This is a genomic window from Chitinophagales bacterium, from assembly GCA_020636535.1.
GTDB lineage: Bacteria > Bacteroidota > Bacteroidia > Chitinophagales > JADIYW01 > JADJSS01.
On the sequence record JACJXT010000011.1, the window covers coordinates 573,457 to 589,525 of the forward strand.

General features: G+C 29.3%; 14 protein-coding genes. 11 read left to right on the top strand and 3 right to left on the bottom strand.

Annotation, left to right across the window (positions count from 1 at the left end; genetic code table 11):
- Window positions 1-23 precede the first annotated feature (23 nt).
- Entirely contained in the window at window positions 24-1,250 is a 1,227-nt protein-coding gene (locus tag H6553_02855) for a DUF4105 domain-containing protein (protein ID MCB9032757.1), read from the bottom strand.
- Window positions 1,251-1,367: 117 nt separating this feature from the next.
- On the opposite strand from H6553_02855, the gene msrB reads away from it, so the two are divergent.
- The 5 genes from msrB (at window position 1,368) to rplS (ending at window position 4,215) form a co-directional block, all read left to right on the top strand.
- On the top strand, window positions 1,368-1,769 hold the full coding sequence (gene msrB / locus H6553_02860) for a peptide-methionine (R)-S-oxide reductase MsrB (GenBank protein ID MCB9032758.1): 402 nt from the start codon (window positions 1,368-1,370) through the stop codon (window positions 1,767-1,769).
- A gap of 126 nt (window positions 1,770-1,895) precedes the next feature.
- On the top strand, window positions 1,896-2,435 hold the full coding sequence (rpsP, locus tag H6553_02865; protein ID MCB9032759.1) for a 30S ribosomal protein S16: 540 nt from the start codon (window positions 1,896-1,898) through the stop codon (window positions 2,433-2,435).
- Between the two features lie 171 nt (window positions 2,436-2,606).
- Window positions 2,607-3,113 (top strand): hypothetical protein, encoded by a 507-nt coding sequence (locus tag H6553_02870; protein MCB9032760.1) that lies wholly within the window; start codon window positions 2,607-2,609, stop codon window positions 3,111-3,113.
- The gene (gene trmD / locus H6553_02875; GenBank protein ID MCB9032761.1) at window positions 3,110-3,799 is read left to right on the top strand and encodes a tRNA (guanosine(37)-N1)-methyltransferase TrmD; all 690 of its coding nucleotides are present in this window, start codon (window positions 3,110-3,112) and stop codon (window positions 3,797-3,799) included. The genes H6553_02870 and trmD overlap by 4 nt, the downstream gene beginning before the upstream one ends.
- A gap of 59 nt (window positions 3,800-3,858) precedes the next feature.
- Window positions 3,859-4,215: a 50S ribosomal protein L19 gene (rplS, locus tag H6553_02880; GenBank protein MCB9032762.1), complete on the top strand. Its 357-nt coding sequence runs from the start codon at window positions 3,859-3,861 to the stop codon at window positions 4,213-4,215.
- A gap of 283 nt (window positions 4,216-4,498) precedes the next feature.
- On the opposite strand, the gene H6553_02885 is transcribed toward rplS, so the two are convergent.
- Complete coding sequence (locus H6553_02885) at window positions 4,499-5,371, bottom strand: nucleoside phosphorylase (protein ID MCB9032763.1); 873 nt, start codon at window positions 5,369-5,371, stop codon at window positions 4,499-4,501.
- A 45-nt stretch (window positions 5,372-5,416) separates the two neighbouring features.
- On the opposite strand from H6553_02885, the gene H6553_02890 reads away from it, so the two are divergent.
- The 5 genes from H6553_02890 (at window position 5,417) to H6553_02910 (ending at window position 10,924) form a co-directional block, all read left to right on the top strand.
- On the top strand, window positions 5,417-7,315 hold the full coding sequence (locus H6553_02890; protein ID MCB9032764.1) for a RecQ family ATP-dependent DNA helicase: 1,899 nt from the start codon (window positions 5,417-5,419) through the stop codon (window positions 7,313-7,315).
- Entirely contained in the window at window positions 7,296-8,399 is a 1,104-nt protein-coding gene (locus H6553_02895; protein MCB9032765.1) for a glycosyltransferase, read from the top strand. The genes H6553_02890 and H6553_02895 overlap by 20 nt, the downstream gene beginning before the upstream one ends.
- An 8-nt stretch (window positions 8,400-8,407) precedes the next feature.
- Window positions 8,408-8,968 (top strand): sugar O-acetyltransferase, encoded by a 561-nt coding sequence (locus H6553_02900; protein ID MCB9032766.1) that lies wholly within the window; start codon window positions 8,408-8,410, stop codon window positions 8,966-8,968.
- Window positions 8,969-8,976: 8 nt separating this feature from the next.
- A complete protein-coding gene (locus tag H6553_02905) occupies window positions 8,977-10,095 on the top strand; it encodes a glycosyltransferase (protein MCB9032767.1) in 1,119 nt (372 codons plus the stop codon).
- 334 nt (window positions 10,096-10,429) lie between these two features.
- Window positions 10,430-10,924, top strand: coding sequence for a TlpA family protein disulfide reductase (locus tag H6553_02910; GenBank protein MCB9032768.1), 495 nt, complete (start codon window positions 10,430-10,432; stop codon window positions 10,922-10,924).
- On the opposite strand, the gene H6553_02915 is transcribed toward H6553_02910, so the two are convergent.
- A complete protein-coding gene (locus tag H6553_02915) occupies window positions 10,921-14,067 on the bottom strand; it encodes a DUF3604 domain-containing protein (protein MCB9032769.1) in 3,147 nt (1,048 codons plus the stop codon). The genes H6553_02910 and H6553_02915 overlap by 4 nt on opposite strands.
- A gap of 241 nt (window positions 14,068-14,308) precedes the next feature.
- Here H6553_02915 and H6553_02920 point away from each other — a divergent pair, with 241 nt between their 5' ends.
- On the top strand, window positions 14,309-16,042 hold the full coding sequence (locus H6553_02920) for a M61 family metallopeptidase (protein ID MCB9032770.1): 1,734 nt from the start codon (window positions 14,309-14,311) through the stop codon (window positions 16,040-16,042).
- The last annotated feature ends 27 nt before the right edge of the window (window positions 16,043-16,069 follow it).

Here is a 16,069-nt window from a genome sequence, read left to right on the forward strand (position 1 = left end):
AATATGTAATTGTGTTGGAGAGTTTAATTCCCTTTTACTCTATTCATAGACGATAAGTCTGCAGAAGTTGGTATTGGTAAAAATCGAGAAACCAATATAATAGCAATGAGTATTATTGGAAATACTGCTTTATGATATTCTTGCGGATTTAACCACCAAAGTATAATTAATACTGCTAAGATAATTCTATAAATTTTAAAGTAAATCAATATCCAATTCGGCGATTTTTCTCGCAACATAAAAAATGCCAATGGAAAATTTAAAGGCATTGCCCATAATAAATTCAAATTCCATTTGGTAGAAGTGTGGTCAGTGCCAAACCACATAAATAATAAAAACCAACCTAAAATTCCTAGTATACTTAAATAGATGGCAGGAAAAACTTTCCATCGTTTTACCGTCTTTCTTTTAATTTGCATAATAAATAAAATCAAAAACAACAACCAAAAAACTAATGCTGGAGAAATAAAAGGTTTGCGAATGTGTTCTGGAATTTTATCTAAAATCAACGAATTACTACTTACTATTTTTTTTCCATCATAAGTTGTATTATCAAACAGTTGCATCAATTCTTCTGGTAAAAAAGTTCTACCAAAACCAGCTTTTTTATCTGTAGGCAAACCAATTAACAAATCCATTCCAAAATCCAACCATTCATTAAAATTGTGTCTATCTATTAACTGTCTATACGAACTATTATCGTCTGCATCTTTGCCAAACTTAAATTTCGATTTATTTTGTCCACCAATTACTGCCAATAAAACATCTCTAGGTCGTGTAGAACAATTATCAGCTAAAAAATCATATCTATAATATTTGTTCTCATCTCTAGCATTAATAGTTAATGCTTCAAATAATCTTTGTTTTTGAACACTATCTAAAACTATATTTTGTTCAGTTATCGACCTATTTTCTTCTTTGTACATGGTTTCAAACTCAGCGTAAGTATCTATCGATAAATAATAGAGTAGTTTCCCTTGAATAAATTTTTGTACAAAATTAGGTTCGCCAAAATTAAAAGTACCATAGTTATAAACCAAATCCCAACCAAATTTCGGATCAGTAATTCTTATTCCAGTATGTCCAAACAACTGATAAATTTCTGTCCCAGAGCCAACGGTCAGTAAGCTTACTGTAGCATCACTACTCAACTTAGGCACATCTAAATATTTTTCATTTTGAGCATGAATAGTGTTGCCTATAATTATAAGAGCGAATAAAACCAATTGTTTAGCTAAACTTTTTAACACTTTACTTGTTTGTATTAATGAACAATTTTAAAACCCATGCAAGGTAAAAAGTTCTATCTAATTTTTTTAATTTTGATACTGTTTAATGCTTGTCAACACCAAAAAAATATTGCGACTATGGACTATAATGTACAAAAAACAGACGAAGAATGGAAAGCACTCTTATCCGATGAAGCGTATCGTGTATTAAGAGAAGCTGGTACCGAACGACCTTTTACTGGTGAATACACCGATACAGAAACTGTAGGCGAATATCATTGTAATGCTTGTGGAGCTTTGTTATTTACTTCAGATACCAAATATCATTCTGGTTGTGGTTGGCCAGCGTTTTATGATCCAGCTAATTCTAAAGCTGTCATTACTAAGAAAGACAATAGTCATGGTATGATACGAACAGAAGTATTGTGTGCCAATTGTGGTTCGCATTTAGGTCATGTTTTTGAAGACGGACCAAAAGACAAAACAGGTTTACGATATTGTATCAATTCTATTAGTTTGAAGCTAGTACCAAAAAATTAATTTTTCATTACTAAGCACATTTTCAGACACAAATAAAAATAAATCACTATTTTTGCACTTCGGTTTAAAACTCGTACCGTTATTTTTATACAAAACGAGCATTAAAAACAACAAACATATTTTTATATGGCAACGAAAATTAGATTACAAAGACATGGCTCTAAAAGAAAACCATTCTACAAAATTGTAGTGGCAGATAGTAGAGCAAGAAGAGATGGTAAGTTCATCGAACAATTAGGAACTTACAATCCAACAACAATTCCTGCAAGTATCGAATTAAATTTAGACAGAGCAGTACACTGGTTACAAACTGGAGCAGAACCAACTGATACAGTAAATGCAATTTTAAAGTACAAAGGAGCAGTTTACAAAAAACACTTATTAAGAGGTGTAAAATTAGGAGTAGTAAATGCTGATGATGTAGAAGCTAAGTTTGAAGAGTGGTTAAATGCTAAATCAGACAAAATTGATGCTCACAAAAGCAAGGCAGATGCTGCTAAATTAGAGCAAATTAGAAAATCTGTAGAAGCACCAGCAAAAGTTGTAGCTGTTGAAGAAGAAGTAGTAGAAGAAACTACAGAAGAAACACCAGCTGAAACAGAAGAAGTGGTGGAAACTACTGAAGTAGTAGAAGAAACACCAGCTGAAGAAAAAACAGAAGAATAAATTAACACTTCGTCATTCCGTAATTTTGAAGTTTGAAAAATATACGGAATCTTTCTTCATACAGACTACGATTTTTTGAAGAATGACGAGTTGATTGTTAAGAATAAACAGTTTATTTTTTGATTTAACTGATAATCTCGACATATATTTGTGTCGAGATTATTTTTTTATATGCTAACATTAATCGAAATAGGTAAAACACTAAAAGTACATGGCGTACAAGGTGCTATAAAAATTTTTATAGCATCACATTACATCAACGATTTTGAAAAAAAAGTCAACTTCTTATTTATTGATGAAGTACCTTATCAAATTGTAGAAAAAGAAATTGTAGCAGATGATCATGCTATTGTTTTATTAGATGACATTACAACGAAAGATGCAGCTCAACGATTGTCGAACAAAACAATTAAAGTAGATGCAAAAAACATCCAAGAAAAAAATCCAACAAAAGAATTATTAGCATTAGTTGGATATACACTAAAAGACAAAACTTCTAAAACAAATATCATTATTCAAGATATCATAGAATATCCAAGTCAGCTAATGATAAAAAGTACACACAACAACAATGAAATACTACTTCCATTGCATCCAGACTTTGTTCAATCCATTAATCATAAAACAAAAACAATTGTAGTAACTTTGCCAGAAGGCATTATAGACTTACAATTATGAGAATAGATATTATAGCAGCAGTTCCTAACTTATTAAATAGTTTTTTTGAACACTCTATTTTAAAGAGAGCAGCAAACAATAATTTATTGTCTATTCATTTACACGATTTACGAGATTATACACAATACAAGCATCAACAAATAGACGACTACCAATATGGTGGTGGTGCAGGAATGGTATTAATGATAGAACCAATCATCAATTGTATCAATCAACTAAAAGAAAAAAATGCGTACGACGAAATTATTTTTCTAACGCCAGATGGTGAATTGTTCCATCAAGCAATGGCAAACCAATTGTCTTTATATAAAAACCTAATTTTATTGTGTGGACATTATAAAGGCATCGATGAAAGAGTTAGAGAACACATTATTACCAAAGAAATTTCTATAGGTGATTTTGTTTTATCTGGTGGCGAAATTGCTGCTGCTATTGTTGCAGATGCAGTTGGAAGATTAATTCCTGGTGTTTTAAACAACGAAACATCTGCTTTGTCAGACTCATTTCAAGATAATTTATTAGCACCACCAGTGTATACACGACCATCAGCATATAATGGTTGGAAAGTACCAGAAGTTTTATTAAGTGGCAACGATAAACTTATAGATGATTGGCGATATCAGCAATCACTACAAAGAACCAAAGAACGCAGACCAGAGTTGTACAAAAAGCTTGATATAAATTAATTAATATTGACATTTAAAAATAATATTGTATCTTTGCACTCTCTTTAAATCGAAGTATCATGGATAAGATAAAAGAATTAGAACAAACATTGATTACTGCAAACCAGCATCCTGAGTTTAAAGCAGGTGATAATATAGATGTACACTATAAAATTAAAGAAGGAAACAAAGAAAGAATCCAAATCTTTAAAGGTAATGTTTTACAAATCAACGGAAGTGGAATGACTAAAACATTTACGGTAAGAAAAATTTCTAATGGTGTAGGTGTAGAAAGAATTTTTCCAATCAATTCACCAAACATCGAAAAAATTGAAGTGAATAAAGTAGGTAAAGTAAGAAGAGCTAAAATTTTCTACATCAGAGAATTAAAAGGAAAAGCAGCAAGAATCAAAGAAAAAATCGTAGTAAAAAAATAAGCATTACTACTTTAAAATTATATTTAATGCCTTACAATTTTGTGAGGCATTTTTTGTTTCTGGTATTCGTCGTCAATCTGAGTGTAGTTTATGAAGCGAAGATTCTCATTATACCAAAATTATGTAGTTCTCATGCTGAATCTGTTTGCAGTAGGCAGGTTTAATTCAGAATCCGTTATAAAAGTAGATTCCGAAACAAGTTCGGAATGAAGTCTGTGTTATAAATCTATGCTTTGTTTTGTGTCACACGAAACAATATAAATATTCTTACCTTACTTTTTAATCAAGATAACCGTTCTAAAATAGTTTTAATCAATTTATCTACAGGAGCTTTAGTATCTTTACTAAACTCACCCAATGCTCTATTGGCCAAAATAGCATTAAACGAAATACAATGATGACCTAATAATTTTCCCATACCATAAATACCACTCGTTTCCATTTCTAAATTGGTAATCATGCGATCATTCAAAACAGAGCGTTGAGCTAACTCATCTAAAAAGTTTTGTTGCTTGGTAGGCAAACGCAAAACTCTACCTTGTGGACCATAAAATCCTGCATTAGTTAAAGTAATGCCTTTGTAAATATCTTTAGCCAAGCTATTTAATAATTCACTAGAACAAGTAGTAGTGGTAATAGGAATTTTCAAATCACTTAAACATTTTATTATACAATTACTAATACTATTTTCTTCATTGTTTTCTTCATAATGATAAAAACTCATTAAACCTTCTAAACCAACAGCATACTCACTTACTAAAAAACTGTCAACAGGAATTTCTGCTTGCAAAGCACCACTAGTGCCAATTCTAATTATATTTAATTTGGTTAATTCATCTTTTATCATTTTCGTAGATAAATCAATATTTACCAAAGCATCTAACTCATTCATCACAATATCAATATTATCTGTTCCCATTCCAGTCGACATTACAGTCAATTCCGTATTGCCTAATCTTCCAGTATGAATAACAAATTCTCGCTTCGTTTTCTTCAATCTAATACTATCAAAATACTGCGACACTTTAGGCACTCGTTCTGGATCGCCTACAAAAATAATGTTAGTCGCAATATCTTCAGGTAATAAATTCAAGTGATAAACACTTCCATCTTCATTTAAAATTAATTCACTAGGAGCAATAGCTTGTCTTTTCATATCTTAGTAAAAATATTAGGCAATTTACATAAAATCGTGCGTAGTTTGCAAACACCACAAGACATATTAAAACAATATTGGAAATATGATGCATTCAGACCATTACAAGCAGACATTATCCAGAGTGTGTTAGATGGAAACGATACCTTAGCATTATTACCAACTGGTGGAGGAAAGTCAATTTGTTTTCAAGTGCCAGCAATGATGAAAGATGGCATTTGTATAGTTATTTCGCCTTTAATTGCTTTGATGAAAGACCAAGTACATCAACTTAAACAAAGAGAAATTAAAGCAGCCGCTATTTACAGTGGATTGTCTTATCAAGAAATTGATATTATATTAAATAATGCAGTATTTAGTTATTATAAATTTTTGTATGTTTCCCCAGAGCGTTTAAAAACAGATATTTTTTTAGAACGATTTAAAGACATGCCTGTTAATTTAATTGCTGTTGATGAAGCACATTGTATTTCGCAATGGGGTTACGATTTTAGACCACCGTATTTAGAAATTGCCAATATTCGTGAATATCATAATAGCGTACCAGTATTAGCACTTACTGCAAGTGCTACACCAATAGTTCAAAAAGATATACAAGAAAAACTACATTTTAATCACAATCAAGTTTTTAAGAAATCTTTTTTAAGAGAGAACATTAGTTTTGTAGTACGACATGAAACGGCAAAGCTACCTAAGCTTTTAGAAATTATAGAACAACTTAAAGGAAGTGGCATTATTTATGTTCGCAATAGAAAACAAACTCAGGTCATAGCCGATTATCTAAAAAAAAATAAAATTAGTGCCGATTTTTATCATGCTGGATTAGATACACCGACAAGAGATTTAAAACAAAACAACTGGATTGCTAATAAAACTAAGGTAATTGTTTGTACCAATGCATTTGGAATGGGAATTGACAAACCAGATGTGCGTTTTGTAATACACATTGATATTCCAGAAAATTTAGAAGCGTATTATCAAGAAGCAGGAAGAGCAGGAAGAGATGGCAAAAAATCGTATGCTATTTTATTATATACAGATGATGATAAAGAAAATTTAACTAAAAATATAGCACAGAAATTTCCACCAATTGAAGAAGTGAAACAGATTTACAACGCAGTATTTAATCACTACAATATTGCATTAGGAAATGGAAAGTTCAACACTAAAGAATTTGATATATATTATTTTTCAAAGTTATTTAACAAGCAAGTTGCCGTAGTGTATAATAGCTTAAAAATTTTAGAGCAAGCCAATTATATGCAACTAAACGAAAGTGTAATGATTCCAGCACGACTAAAGTTTACTGTAGATAAAATGTCGTTGTACAATTACCAAATTAAAAATCCAAAGTACAATGAAATTATTAAAGCATTGCTACGAGCTTATGGTGGAATTTTAGAATTTTATACCAATATCAAAGAAAAAGATTTAGCTGTATTTTTAAAAACAGATGAATCTTCTATCGTTCAACAACTTAATTATTTGAACAAACAAAATATTATCCACTATTTGCCACAAACCGATAAACCACAAATTACTTTCTTAGAAGAACGATTGCCAGAACAGAGTTTGTTGTTTGATACAGCATATCTACAAAAAAGAAAAGATATTGCTACTGAACAATTAAATGCAATTATAAATTATACTGAAAACACAGCTATTTGTAGACAAAAAATAATATGTACTTATTTTGGTGATGAAATTAATGATTGTGGACAATGTGATGTGTGCCTTGAAAAAAAATACAATGCACAGAAAACTGAAAAGCTAAAAGAAATCAAGAAAAATATATTAAGTATTTCTACAGATGTTTGGATAAACATTAATGATATTATACCAAAAAAACATTTTGAGAAGCACGACTACGAATTGGTAATTAGAGAATTATTAGACGAACAGATTTTAATAATGAACGAAAAAAATGAAATCAAACGAAAATAAACATATCATTTTTACAGTAAGCAACGATATTAGTTTCGACCAACGAATGCATAAAATTTGTTCAACATTAAGTAGTCAATATAAAGTAACACTTATTGGACGATTACTACCAAACTCAATGCCTATAGACAAAAGAAACTACGAAACCAAAAGAATAAAATTGTGGTTCAACAACGGATTTTTATTTTATGCAGTACTAAACATCGCATTATTTTTTAAATTATTATTTATTAAAGCAGACATTTTTTGTGCTTGTGATGCTGATACTTTACTAGCAGTTTTATTGGCAGGAAAAATTAGAAATAAAAAAAATGTTTTTGATGCACATGAATATTTTTCAGAATCTACAGAGATTGTAAACAAACCATTTGTAAAAAGCGTATGGCAAAAACTAGAACAGTTTGCCATACCAAAAGTAGATGCAGCTTATACTGTATGCGATAGCTTAGCCAATATCTTTACCAAAAAGTACAACAAAAAATTTGAAGTCATTAGAAATGTACCTTTTGAAAACAAAAACAAAACATCTATAAATGAAAAAAATAAATATTTATTATATCAAGGAAATTTGAATATTGGAAGAGGTTTAGAAGAAATGTTATTAGCAATGATGTATATCAATAATATTCCTTTATATATTATTGGTGATGGAATTATGCGACCAAAATTAGAAGCAATCATTCAAAAATATCAACTACAAGACAAAGTTTTTTTATTAGGAAGAAAAACACCAAAAGAAATTATTGCGTATACTCAAAATGCTTTTGTAGGAATTAATTTATTAGAAAACAGAGGATTAAGTTATTATTATTCTTTATCTAATAAATTTTTTGATTATATACAAGCACAAGTTCCACAAATTGCCATTGCATTTCCTGAGTATATTCACTACAACGAACAATACAATATAGCAGTAATGGTTGATAATTTAGAAATTCATACTATTGTTGATGCCTTGAATAAATTAATACAAGATGAAGACAAATACATACAACTAAAACTTAATTGTATTGAAGCAGCACAAGCATTAAATTGGAATAAAGAATCAATTCAGTTAATTAATATTTATAATAATTTATTTTAATTAAGTATATGACGGAAAAGCAAAAAATGTTAAACGGAAACCATTATAATACCAGAGATAATGAACTAATTGCAGACTATCATCATGCTAAAAAGTGGCTACAACAATTTAATCACGCTGCTTCAGATGATGCCACACTTAAAGAAAATTGTTTAAAGCAATTACTGCAATTCAAAGGAAATGGTGTTTGGATAGAAGCTCCTTTCTATTGCGATTATGGTTATAATATTGCTATTGGCAACAACTCATTTATCAATGCCAATTGCGTTTTTCTAGATAGCAATTTAATTACCATAGGAAAAAATGCACTTATTGCTCCAAGCGTACAAATTTATACAGCAACGCATCCATTAAAAGCTACAGAAAGAATAATTAATGATAGGTACATTACTTATGCATTACCAGTTGCTATTGGCGATAATGTTTGGATTGGTGGCAATACTATAATTTTTCCTGGCGTTACCATTGGCAATAATGTTACTATTGGAGCAGGAAGCGTAGTAACTAAAAATATACCAGATAATGTGTTGGCTTATGGTAATCCTTGTAAAATTATTAAAGAAATATAAATATTACAATGACTAAAAATATACATATTATTTGTTTTGATGTTCCTTTTCCAGCAAACTATGGTGGTGCTATGGAAGAATTTTATAAAATCAAAGGATTACATCAATTAGGTGTAAATATAATTTTGCATTGCTTTACTTATAACGATAGAATAGAACAAAATGAATTAAATCAATATTGTAATAAAATTTATTATTATAAAAGAGATACTAGTTTTACTAACTTATTATCTAAAATTCCTTTTGTAGTGAAATCAAGAGCCAATGAAGCATTGCTACAAAATTTACTACAAGATGATTATCCAATTTTATTTGATGCTACACACACTACTTATTTTATCAATCACGAAAAATTAAAAAATAGAAAAAAAATAATTCGACTACACAATATCGAATGGATTTATTACAATACATTGTTTCATTCAGAATTTAGTATAAAATCATTATTATACTTTTATTCAGAATATAAAAAATTAAGAAACTACGATGCTGTTTTTGAACATGCTGATATTTTATCTTGCTTATCTACTACAGATTACGACTATTACAAAAACAAATTTCCAGAAAAAAATATCCATTTTATTCCAGTTTTTCATCCAAACGAAACTATAAATTGTAAAACAGGAAAAGGCAATTACATCTTATATCATGGCAATTTGTCGGTCATAGATAATTATGCATCTATCATTTCACTACTAGAAAATGAATTAAAAGACATCGATTTTCCAATTAAAATTGCAGGTAAAAATCCAGACCAATCCTTAATAAATTTTGTCAAAAATAAATCCAATATCCAATTAATTCCAAATCCAACAGATGATGAATTGCAAACACTTATACAAAATGCACAATGTTGTTTAGCTGTTGCTGGTTCGCCAACTGGTGTTAAACTTAAATTGGTCAACACTTTATTTAATGGCAGATTTTGTTTGTCGAACGAAGGTGGTTGTGTTGGCAGCAATCTAGAAAATCAAGTGCTACGCATAGATGAATGTGATACTACAACAATTGAAGCATTGCTACAACAAAACTTTACGCAACAAAATTTGTTAGATAGACAACAAGCATTACTACAATATCATAATTTAGATAATGCACAACAATTAATTAATCATATATTTAATTAACATAAATAAAAAAATATTTTAATTGTAGCGTTTCGTTTGCTTGGAAGTCTTTTTTAGCAATAGTTGCAAATGTTTCGGAAGTGCATTGCGAAGTATGAGCAATAAGCATGAAGAAACAAATTTGTCAACGATTTGCAGCGTGCAACAAAGCAAAATTGCCTTAAAAGACTTCTTGATTTTTGCTCCACTTTGTATCAAGGCAAAGTGGAAAATAAAAACTATTTATAGTTTTTGCTACTTTTGTACCAAGATAAAAGTAGGTAGTAAAAATATTTATTTATCGGTTGGTGTCTTCACCGACCGAAATCTTATGTTAAGGAAATCAAATAATAATATGAATAAGATAATCACTATAACACTCATTTTAATTTTACTTGGATTTATATATTATAAATTTTCAACTAAAAAAGCACCACCAATTCCAATAGACAAAACAAAATTAGAGAAGCAAGATGGTATGTTTATCAACTTAGAAAATTATAGAGGCAAAGTAATGATAGTCAGTTATTTTCAAACATGGTGTGGCGATTGCATTAGAGAACAACCTGAGTTGATGCAATTACAACAAACATTTAGCAAAGAGGAACTTCAAATTTTAATGATAACAGATGAATCTTGGGAAAAAATTAATGCATTCAAAGCCAAACACAATAGTACATTAGATTTTTACAAAAGCGAAAAAGCATTAAAAAGTATTGGCATTCATCGTTTTCCTACCACTTATTTGTTAGATAAAAACGGACAATTAGTAGAAGCAAAAGTAGAAGGCATCGATTGGTACAATGAAACCATGGTAGCAGAAATTAAATCGTTAATCAGTGCAAACTAATGTCCTAGCATTACTAGAAAACTAGTTTTAAGCAATACATCATCATCAGAATAAATAACATAGTACACGCCTGTTCCTAAATTTGCAATTGGTAATGAAATATATTTATCTTGACTCTTAATAGTAATAGCTTGTTCGTATTGTGTACGACCACTAATATCAATAATTCTAATTTGTCCGTTTAAATTTTTAGTAGTATTCGTTTCAATAAACAACTGATTTCTGCCTTCTGCTACCAAATTTTCTATTGCTCTAAAAGTAATATTTTTACTAATATTTTTGATAGTAGCAGTATTGGTTATAAAAACAGAATCCATTCCAACAACTCTATATTTTTCGTTGAATTTATTTTGTGTTAGCTGGTAGTAATTCCAACCAAAATTTGGCATATCATCTACTATAACATAATTTAAAGTGTCAAACAAACCAAACTGTGGCACAAATTCTAACATCAGCTCAAATAAGTCGTTGCTATGTGTTTTCTTCTCTAATTCAAAACTACTGGTTTCGTGTTCGTGAATATTTTTCCAAACTAAATAAACCGAATCGTTACTTAACATAGCATGAAAATCAACTACGCTATCCATTATAAAATACAAAGTATCTGTGTTGGATATTTTGAATGAACCATTTGGTAATGACATTACAACTTGATAAATAGAAGAATCTTTAATTGGTAAAAAATCATCGTAATTATAATTTTGATAAGTCATTCCAACTCTTGAAACATCATCTAACAGTACTAAGTTTTCATGTATTTTGCTTCTATATATATTATAGCTGGTTGCAGTTTCTTGTTTAGCATTCCACTGTAAATTAATTCTGTCGGAAAGCTCATTCACACTAAACTGAAAAATACTGTCTTCTGTATCATCACATAATTTTATAATATTAGTATAAGAAATTTGGTTATTATAATTTACTATTTTTAATCTATAATAAGTACAATTGGTTGTAGCATTGTCTATATAATGATAAGTGGTATCTAAAAATACAGTGCGAGTAGTAACAATAGTATCTAGTGAAATAAAATTTATACTATCTGTCGATTTTTCTACTATATAATAATCAATTCCTGCTTCGTTAAGAACAGACCAACTCACTAAATTTCCGTTTTGAATAGTGATAGCATTAAAATTAAAAATAGAATCTAGTGTTGTATGTGTCGTAGTAAAGTTTTTATCAATCCAAATAGGACTACTCCACGCCCAAACTTCTGTATTGTTGACTTTATTTTTTTGTTTAGCTCTGATGTAGTACATACAGTTCTCTGTAAATGCTGCATCAATCATCGTGTATTGAATAACATTTGGTATTTGCTTTGGATAAATCCTTTTAATAACTTCAAACTGAGGAATGTCATTACTATATATTCCACTAGTAAAATTCCATTTCACAACATCAAGATAGTCTAATTCATCGCTTCCAATACATAGTATATCTAACTTAGGTAAAGTATCAGTATTCAATATCATTTCGCTACCCATTAAACTATCATTTATAATGAAATTTAAAATTATTCGTTCGCCAGTGGTAGCATAAGTATGTCTATTATAAAGTGCTTGAAACAAAGCATCTCTAGTTAATGTATCTGCAATTACGGCTGCACCACCACCTTGTGTTCTAAAAGTAGTTTGTCCTACATGATTATCTCCACTTGCAATTAGTCCAAGTCGTTCACCTTTTGTCCATCCATCTTGAATAAAAGAACCTTTAATACCACAAAAATTAATATTTCCAGAATTATTAGTGTATGATAAAGGATGATTGTCATCGTAATATTCGCTTAAACCATGAACAGAATAGACTTCTGCTAATCTTCTGTACTTAGCATTTCCATATGTACCACTAAATCCCATTGGTACCGTACAGCTATTAGCTACACAGCTAAAACATTTGCCAGTATGATGTGGAATAATTAATGTTTGAATATCGTTTGGTAACAAGTCTGCTTGCTGATACATAGATTGAATGGTAGGACAGTTACTTCGTCCCCATCTTGGAATAGAAAAAAGATTATTATCATTAAAATTAAAAATAGCATTATGATGATTAGATGGAAATGCTAAACTATTTTCAAAACCAACAAATGGTATAAATCTATTAGGTTGATGAAATTGTACTGCTTGATTTAATTGATACGACCATTCAAAATAATTGACACCAAATGTATCAGGATGATTGCCATCGCTATGATCTGTTACAGCACTAAAGTCTAATCCATCAGAATTTCTAGCATAACTTAAAGAGTTATCACCAAGACCATCTCTACTGTATTTTGTGTGTGAGTGAAAATCGCCCCAATAAATATTGCTCAATTTATCATCTACCAAAGTAAAATTTGATTTATATATTTTGCCATTTAAAATACATTCTACTTGATAGATGCCATTTTCTAAAAATGTTATAGGTACATCAATGTGATTAGAATTATTAATTTGAATGGTGTTAGTACAATTTACATTATTAGGAACATTTATACCAATAGTCTTATTATTTACATTTACAATGTTAGTAAACCGATCTGTTATCATTAATTTTAGTATAGCTGGCTCATTTTTTTTAGCTATACTTGGTAGTACCACATTTAAAATTAAATTATTAGAGTCTGGCAATACTTTAAACGATTGAGCAGTAGTATTAAGTAAGTAATTATTAGTATTAAAATTACATAAAACTCTATATTGATCTTCATAAGCATAACCTCTATTTCCTGTAAAAGTGCCGTTGCCATTAGCACCATAAATTATTTCTAATGAAGTTCCAGTTTTTAAAGTATCTAGTAATTTAATGGTTACAATCGAACCTTTATCATCATGTTCTATGTTATAGCTTTGCAAATTTTGATTGGTAAATTCTGCTCGTAATAAATTAACAGATGTTATTTGTTGTGCTTTATTATTAATAGTTGCTTTTAAATAACCTGCTCTAATATTGGCTGGTATAAAAATAAACGGAAACAAATTCATGCCATCATAAGCAAAGTCAGAATATAATTTTGGAAAAATTATCTTAATCTGGGTGTTCGGATAAATATCTGTAGAGTCATTTTTAATACTCAAGTGTTTTGCCGTAGTAGTATTTACACTTACAGTACTAGTATTTGAACTTAAGGTAAAGGCATTAGTATATCCATTAACCATTTGAGCATTTGTTTTTACAGGTATAGCAAAAGAAAAAGTTAAATAGATTAGACTAAGGATAAAACGCTTATAGGAGTTCTTGTTTAGCATGCTAGGAATATTTTAGGGCAGTAATAAATACTATAAAAAGGATTATGCTGCAAATATATCTTTTATTTTTTAAATTTTATCATTTCTTATAAAAAATATTTTGGCTTTAATTGTCTGTATTTTTAATTACATTAGCAACCCAATGCCAAAAATGAAATTAAACTATACTATATCATTTAATAACTATACCAACAACTATGTAGATATTGTTTTATCTATTTCAGATATCAATATTTCTAATGATAAACTACTTCTTTGTTTGCCAACATGGACACCAGGATCTTATTTAATTAGAGAGTATGCTAAAAATATTGACCAAGTTGTTTTATTAGAAGACGATAATAAAACAGTTCTACAAAAACAAAATAAAAATTCGTGGATTATACCTATCAATAATAAAAATGAAATTACTATTGCTTATGCTGTTTATTGTTTTGAATGGGGCGTTCGTAATAATTTTATTAACGATGAATTGATCTTTCTAACAGGTGCTGCTACATTCTTTTATGTAAAAGGCAATGAAAATCTACCTATTGAAATTATTATTGAAGTACCTAAAAATTATACTAAAATTGCAACTTCGCTTAAAAAAGTAGCAGGAAATGAATGGCACCGAAAAGCAGATAATTATGATGAATTAGTAGATAGTCCAATCGAAATTGGCAATCAAGAAAACTTATACTTTACAGTTGATGATGTACCACACCAAGTGAGTGTTTTTGGTGAAAGCAATATGCAAAAAGAAACATTCATCAAAGACTTAGAAAAAATTATTGCGGTAGAAAACGAAATTTTTACTTCCAATCCTTGCGATAATTACTTGTTTATTATACATCATTCTGCTACAAATTATGGAGGACTAGAACACAAATACTGTTCGGTAAATAATGTGCCGAGAAACAATTACAGTAAAGATAAATACGGACAAACCATGAGTTTACTAGCACATGAGTACTTTCATTTATGGAATGTAAAACGCATCAAACCAAGTAGCTTTATTCCTTACGATTATACCAATGAAATGTATACCGATTTGCTTTGGTTTTTTGAAGGCGTTACCAGTTATTACGACGATTTAATTTGCTACAGAGCAGGTATTCATACACAAGAAGAATATTTAAAAATTGTAGCCAATAACTTAAATGTAGTTATTAATACGCCAGGCAATAATATTCAAACATTAGCAGAAGCAAGTTTTGATACTTGGATTAAATACTATAGAAAAAATGAAAATACCAACAACACACAAATTAGTTACTATACAAAAGGAGCTGTTGTAGTAATGTTGTTTGATTTTATTACAATGATTGCAACTGGTGGCGAACGCAATTTCGATTTTGTTTTACGAAGCTTGTATAACGATTATCTAAAAGATAAAAACAAAGGCATTACTGAAGCAGATATTACCAACACACTTTCAAATATTGCCGGAATTGATTTTGCTACCTACATACAAAAATATATTCATCAAACTGGCTTTAACGATTTTGAAAAATATTTTGAGCAAATTGGTTTAACACTCAATACCATTACCGATAGTAAACCTACACTTGGCATTAGCATAAAGAACGAGTTTAATAAAACTACTATCACTCAAAAAAATAGTATTTACAATCAAAGCAATGGCTTTTTAAATGTAAACGACGAAATAATTGCAATAGATGGAGTTGCTCTTAATAATAATTTATCTGATATTATACAATCAAAGTATATTAATCAAAAAATAAATATTTTAGTAAATAGAGATGGCTTGCTAAAAACTTATGATACAACTATTAGTGCAAGCAAAAAAATAAGCTATCAAATAGCAATAAAAAATAATTTAAACGACTTACAGAAAAAGCTACTAAGCATTTGGCTAAAACAAAAACATTTTAATAGTTAATATGTTATTTTAATTTATATTAATTCA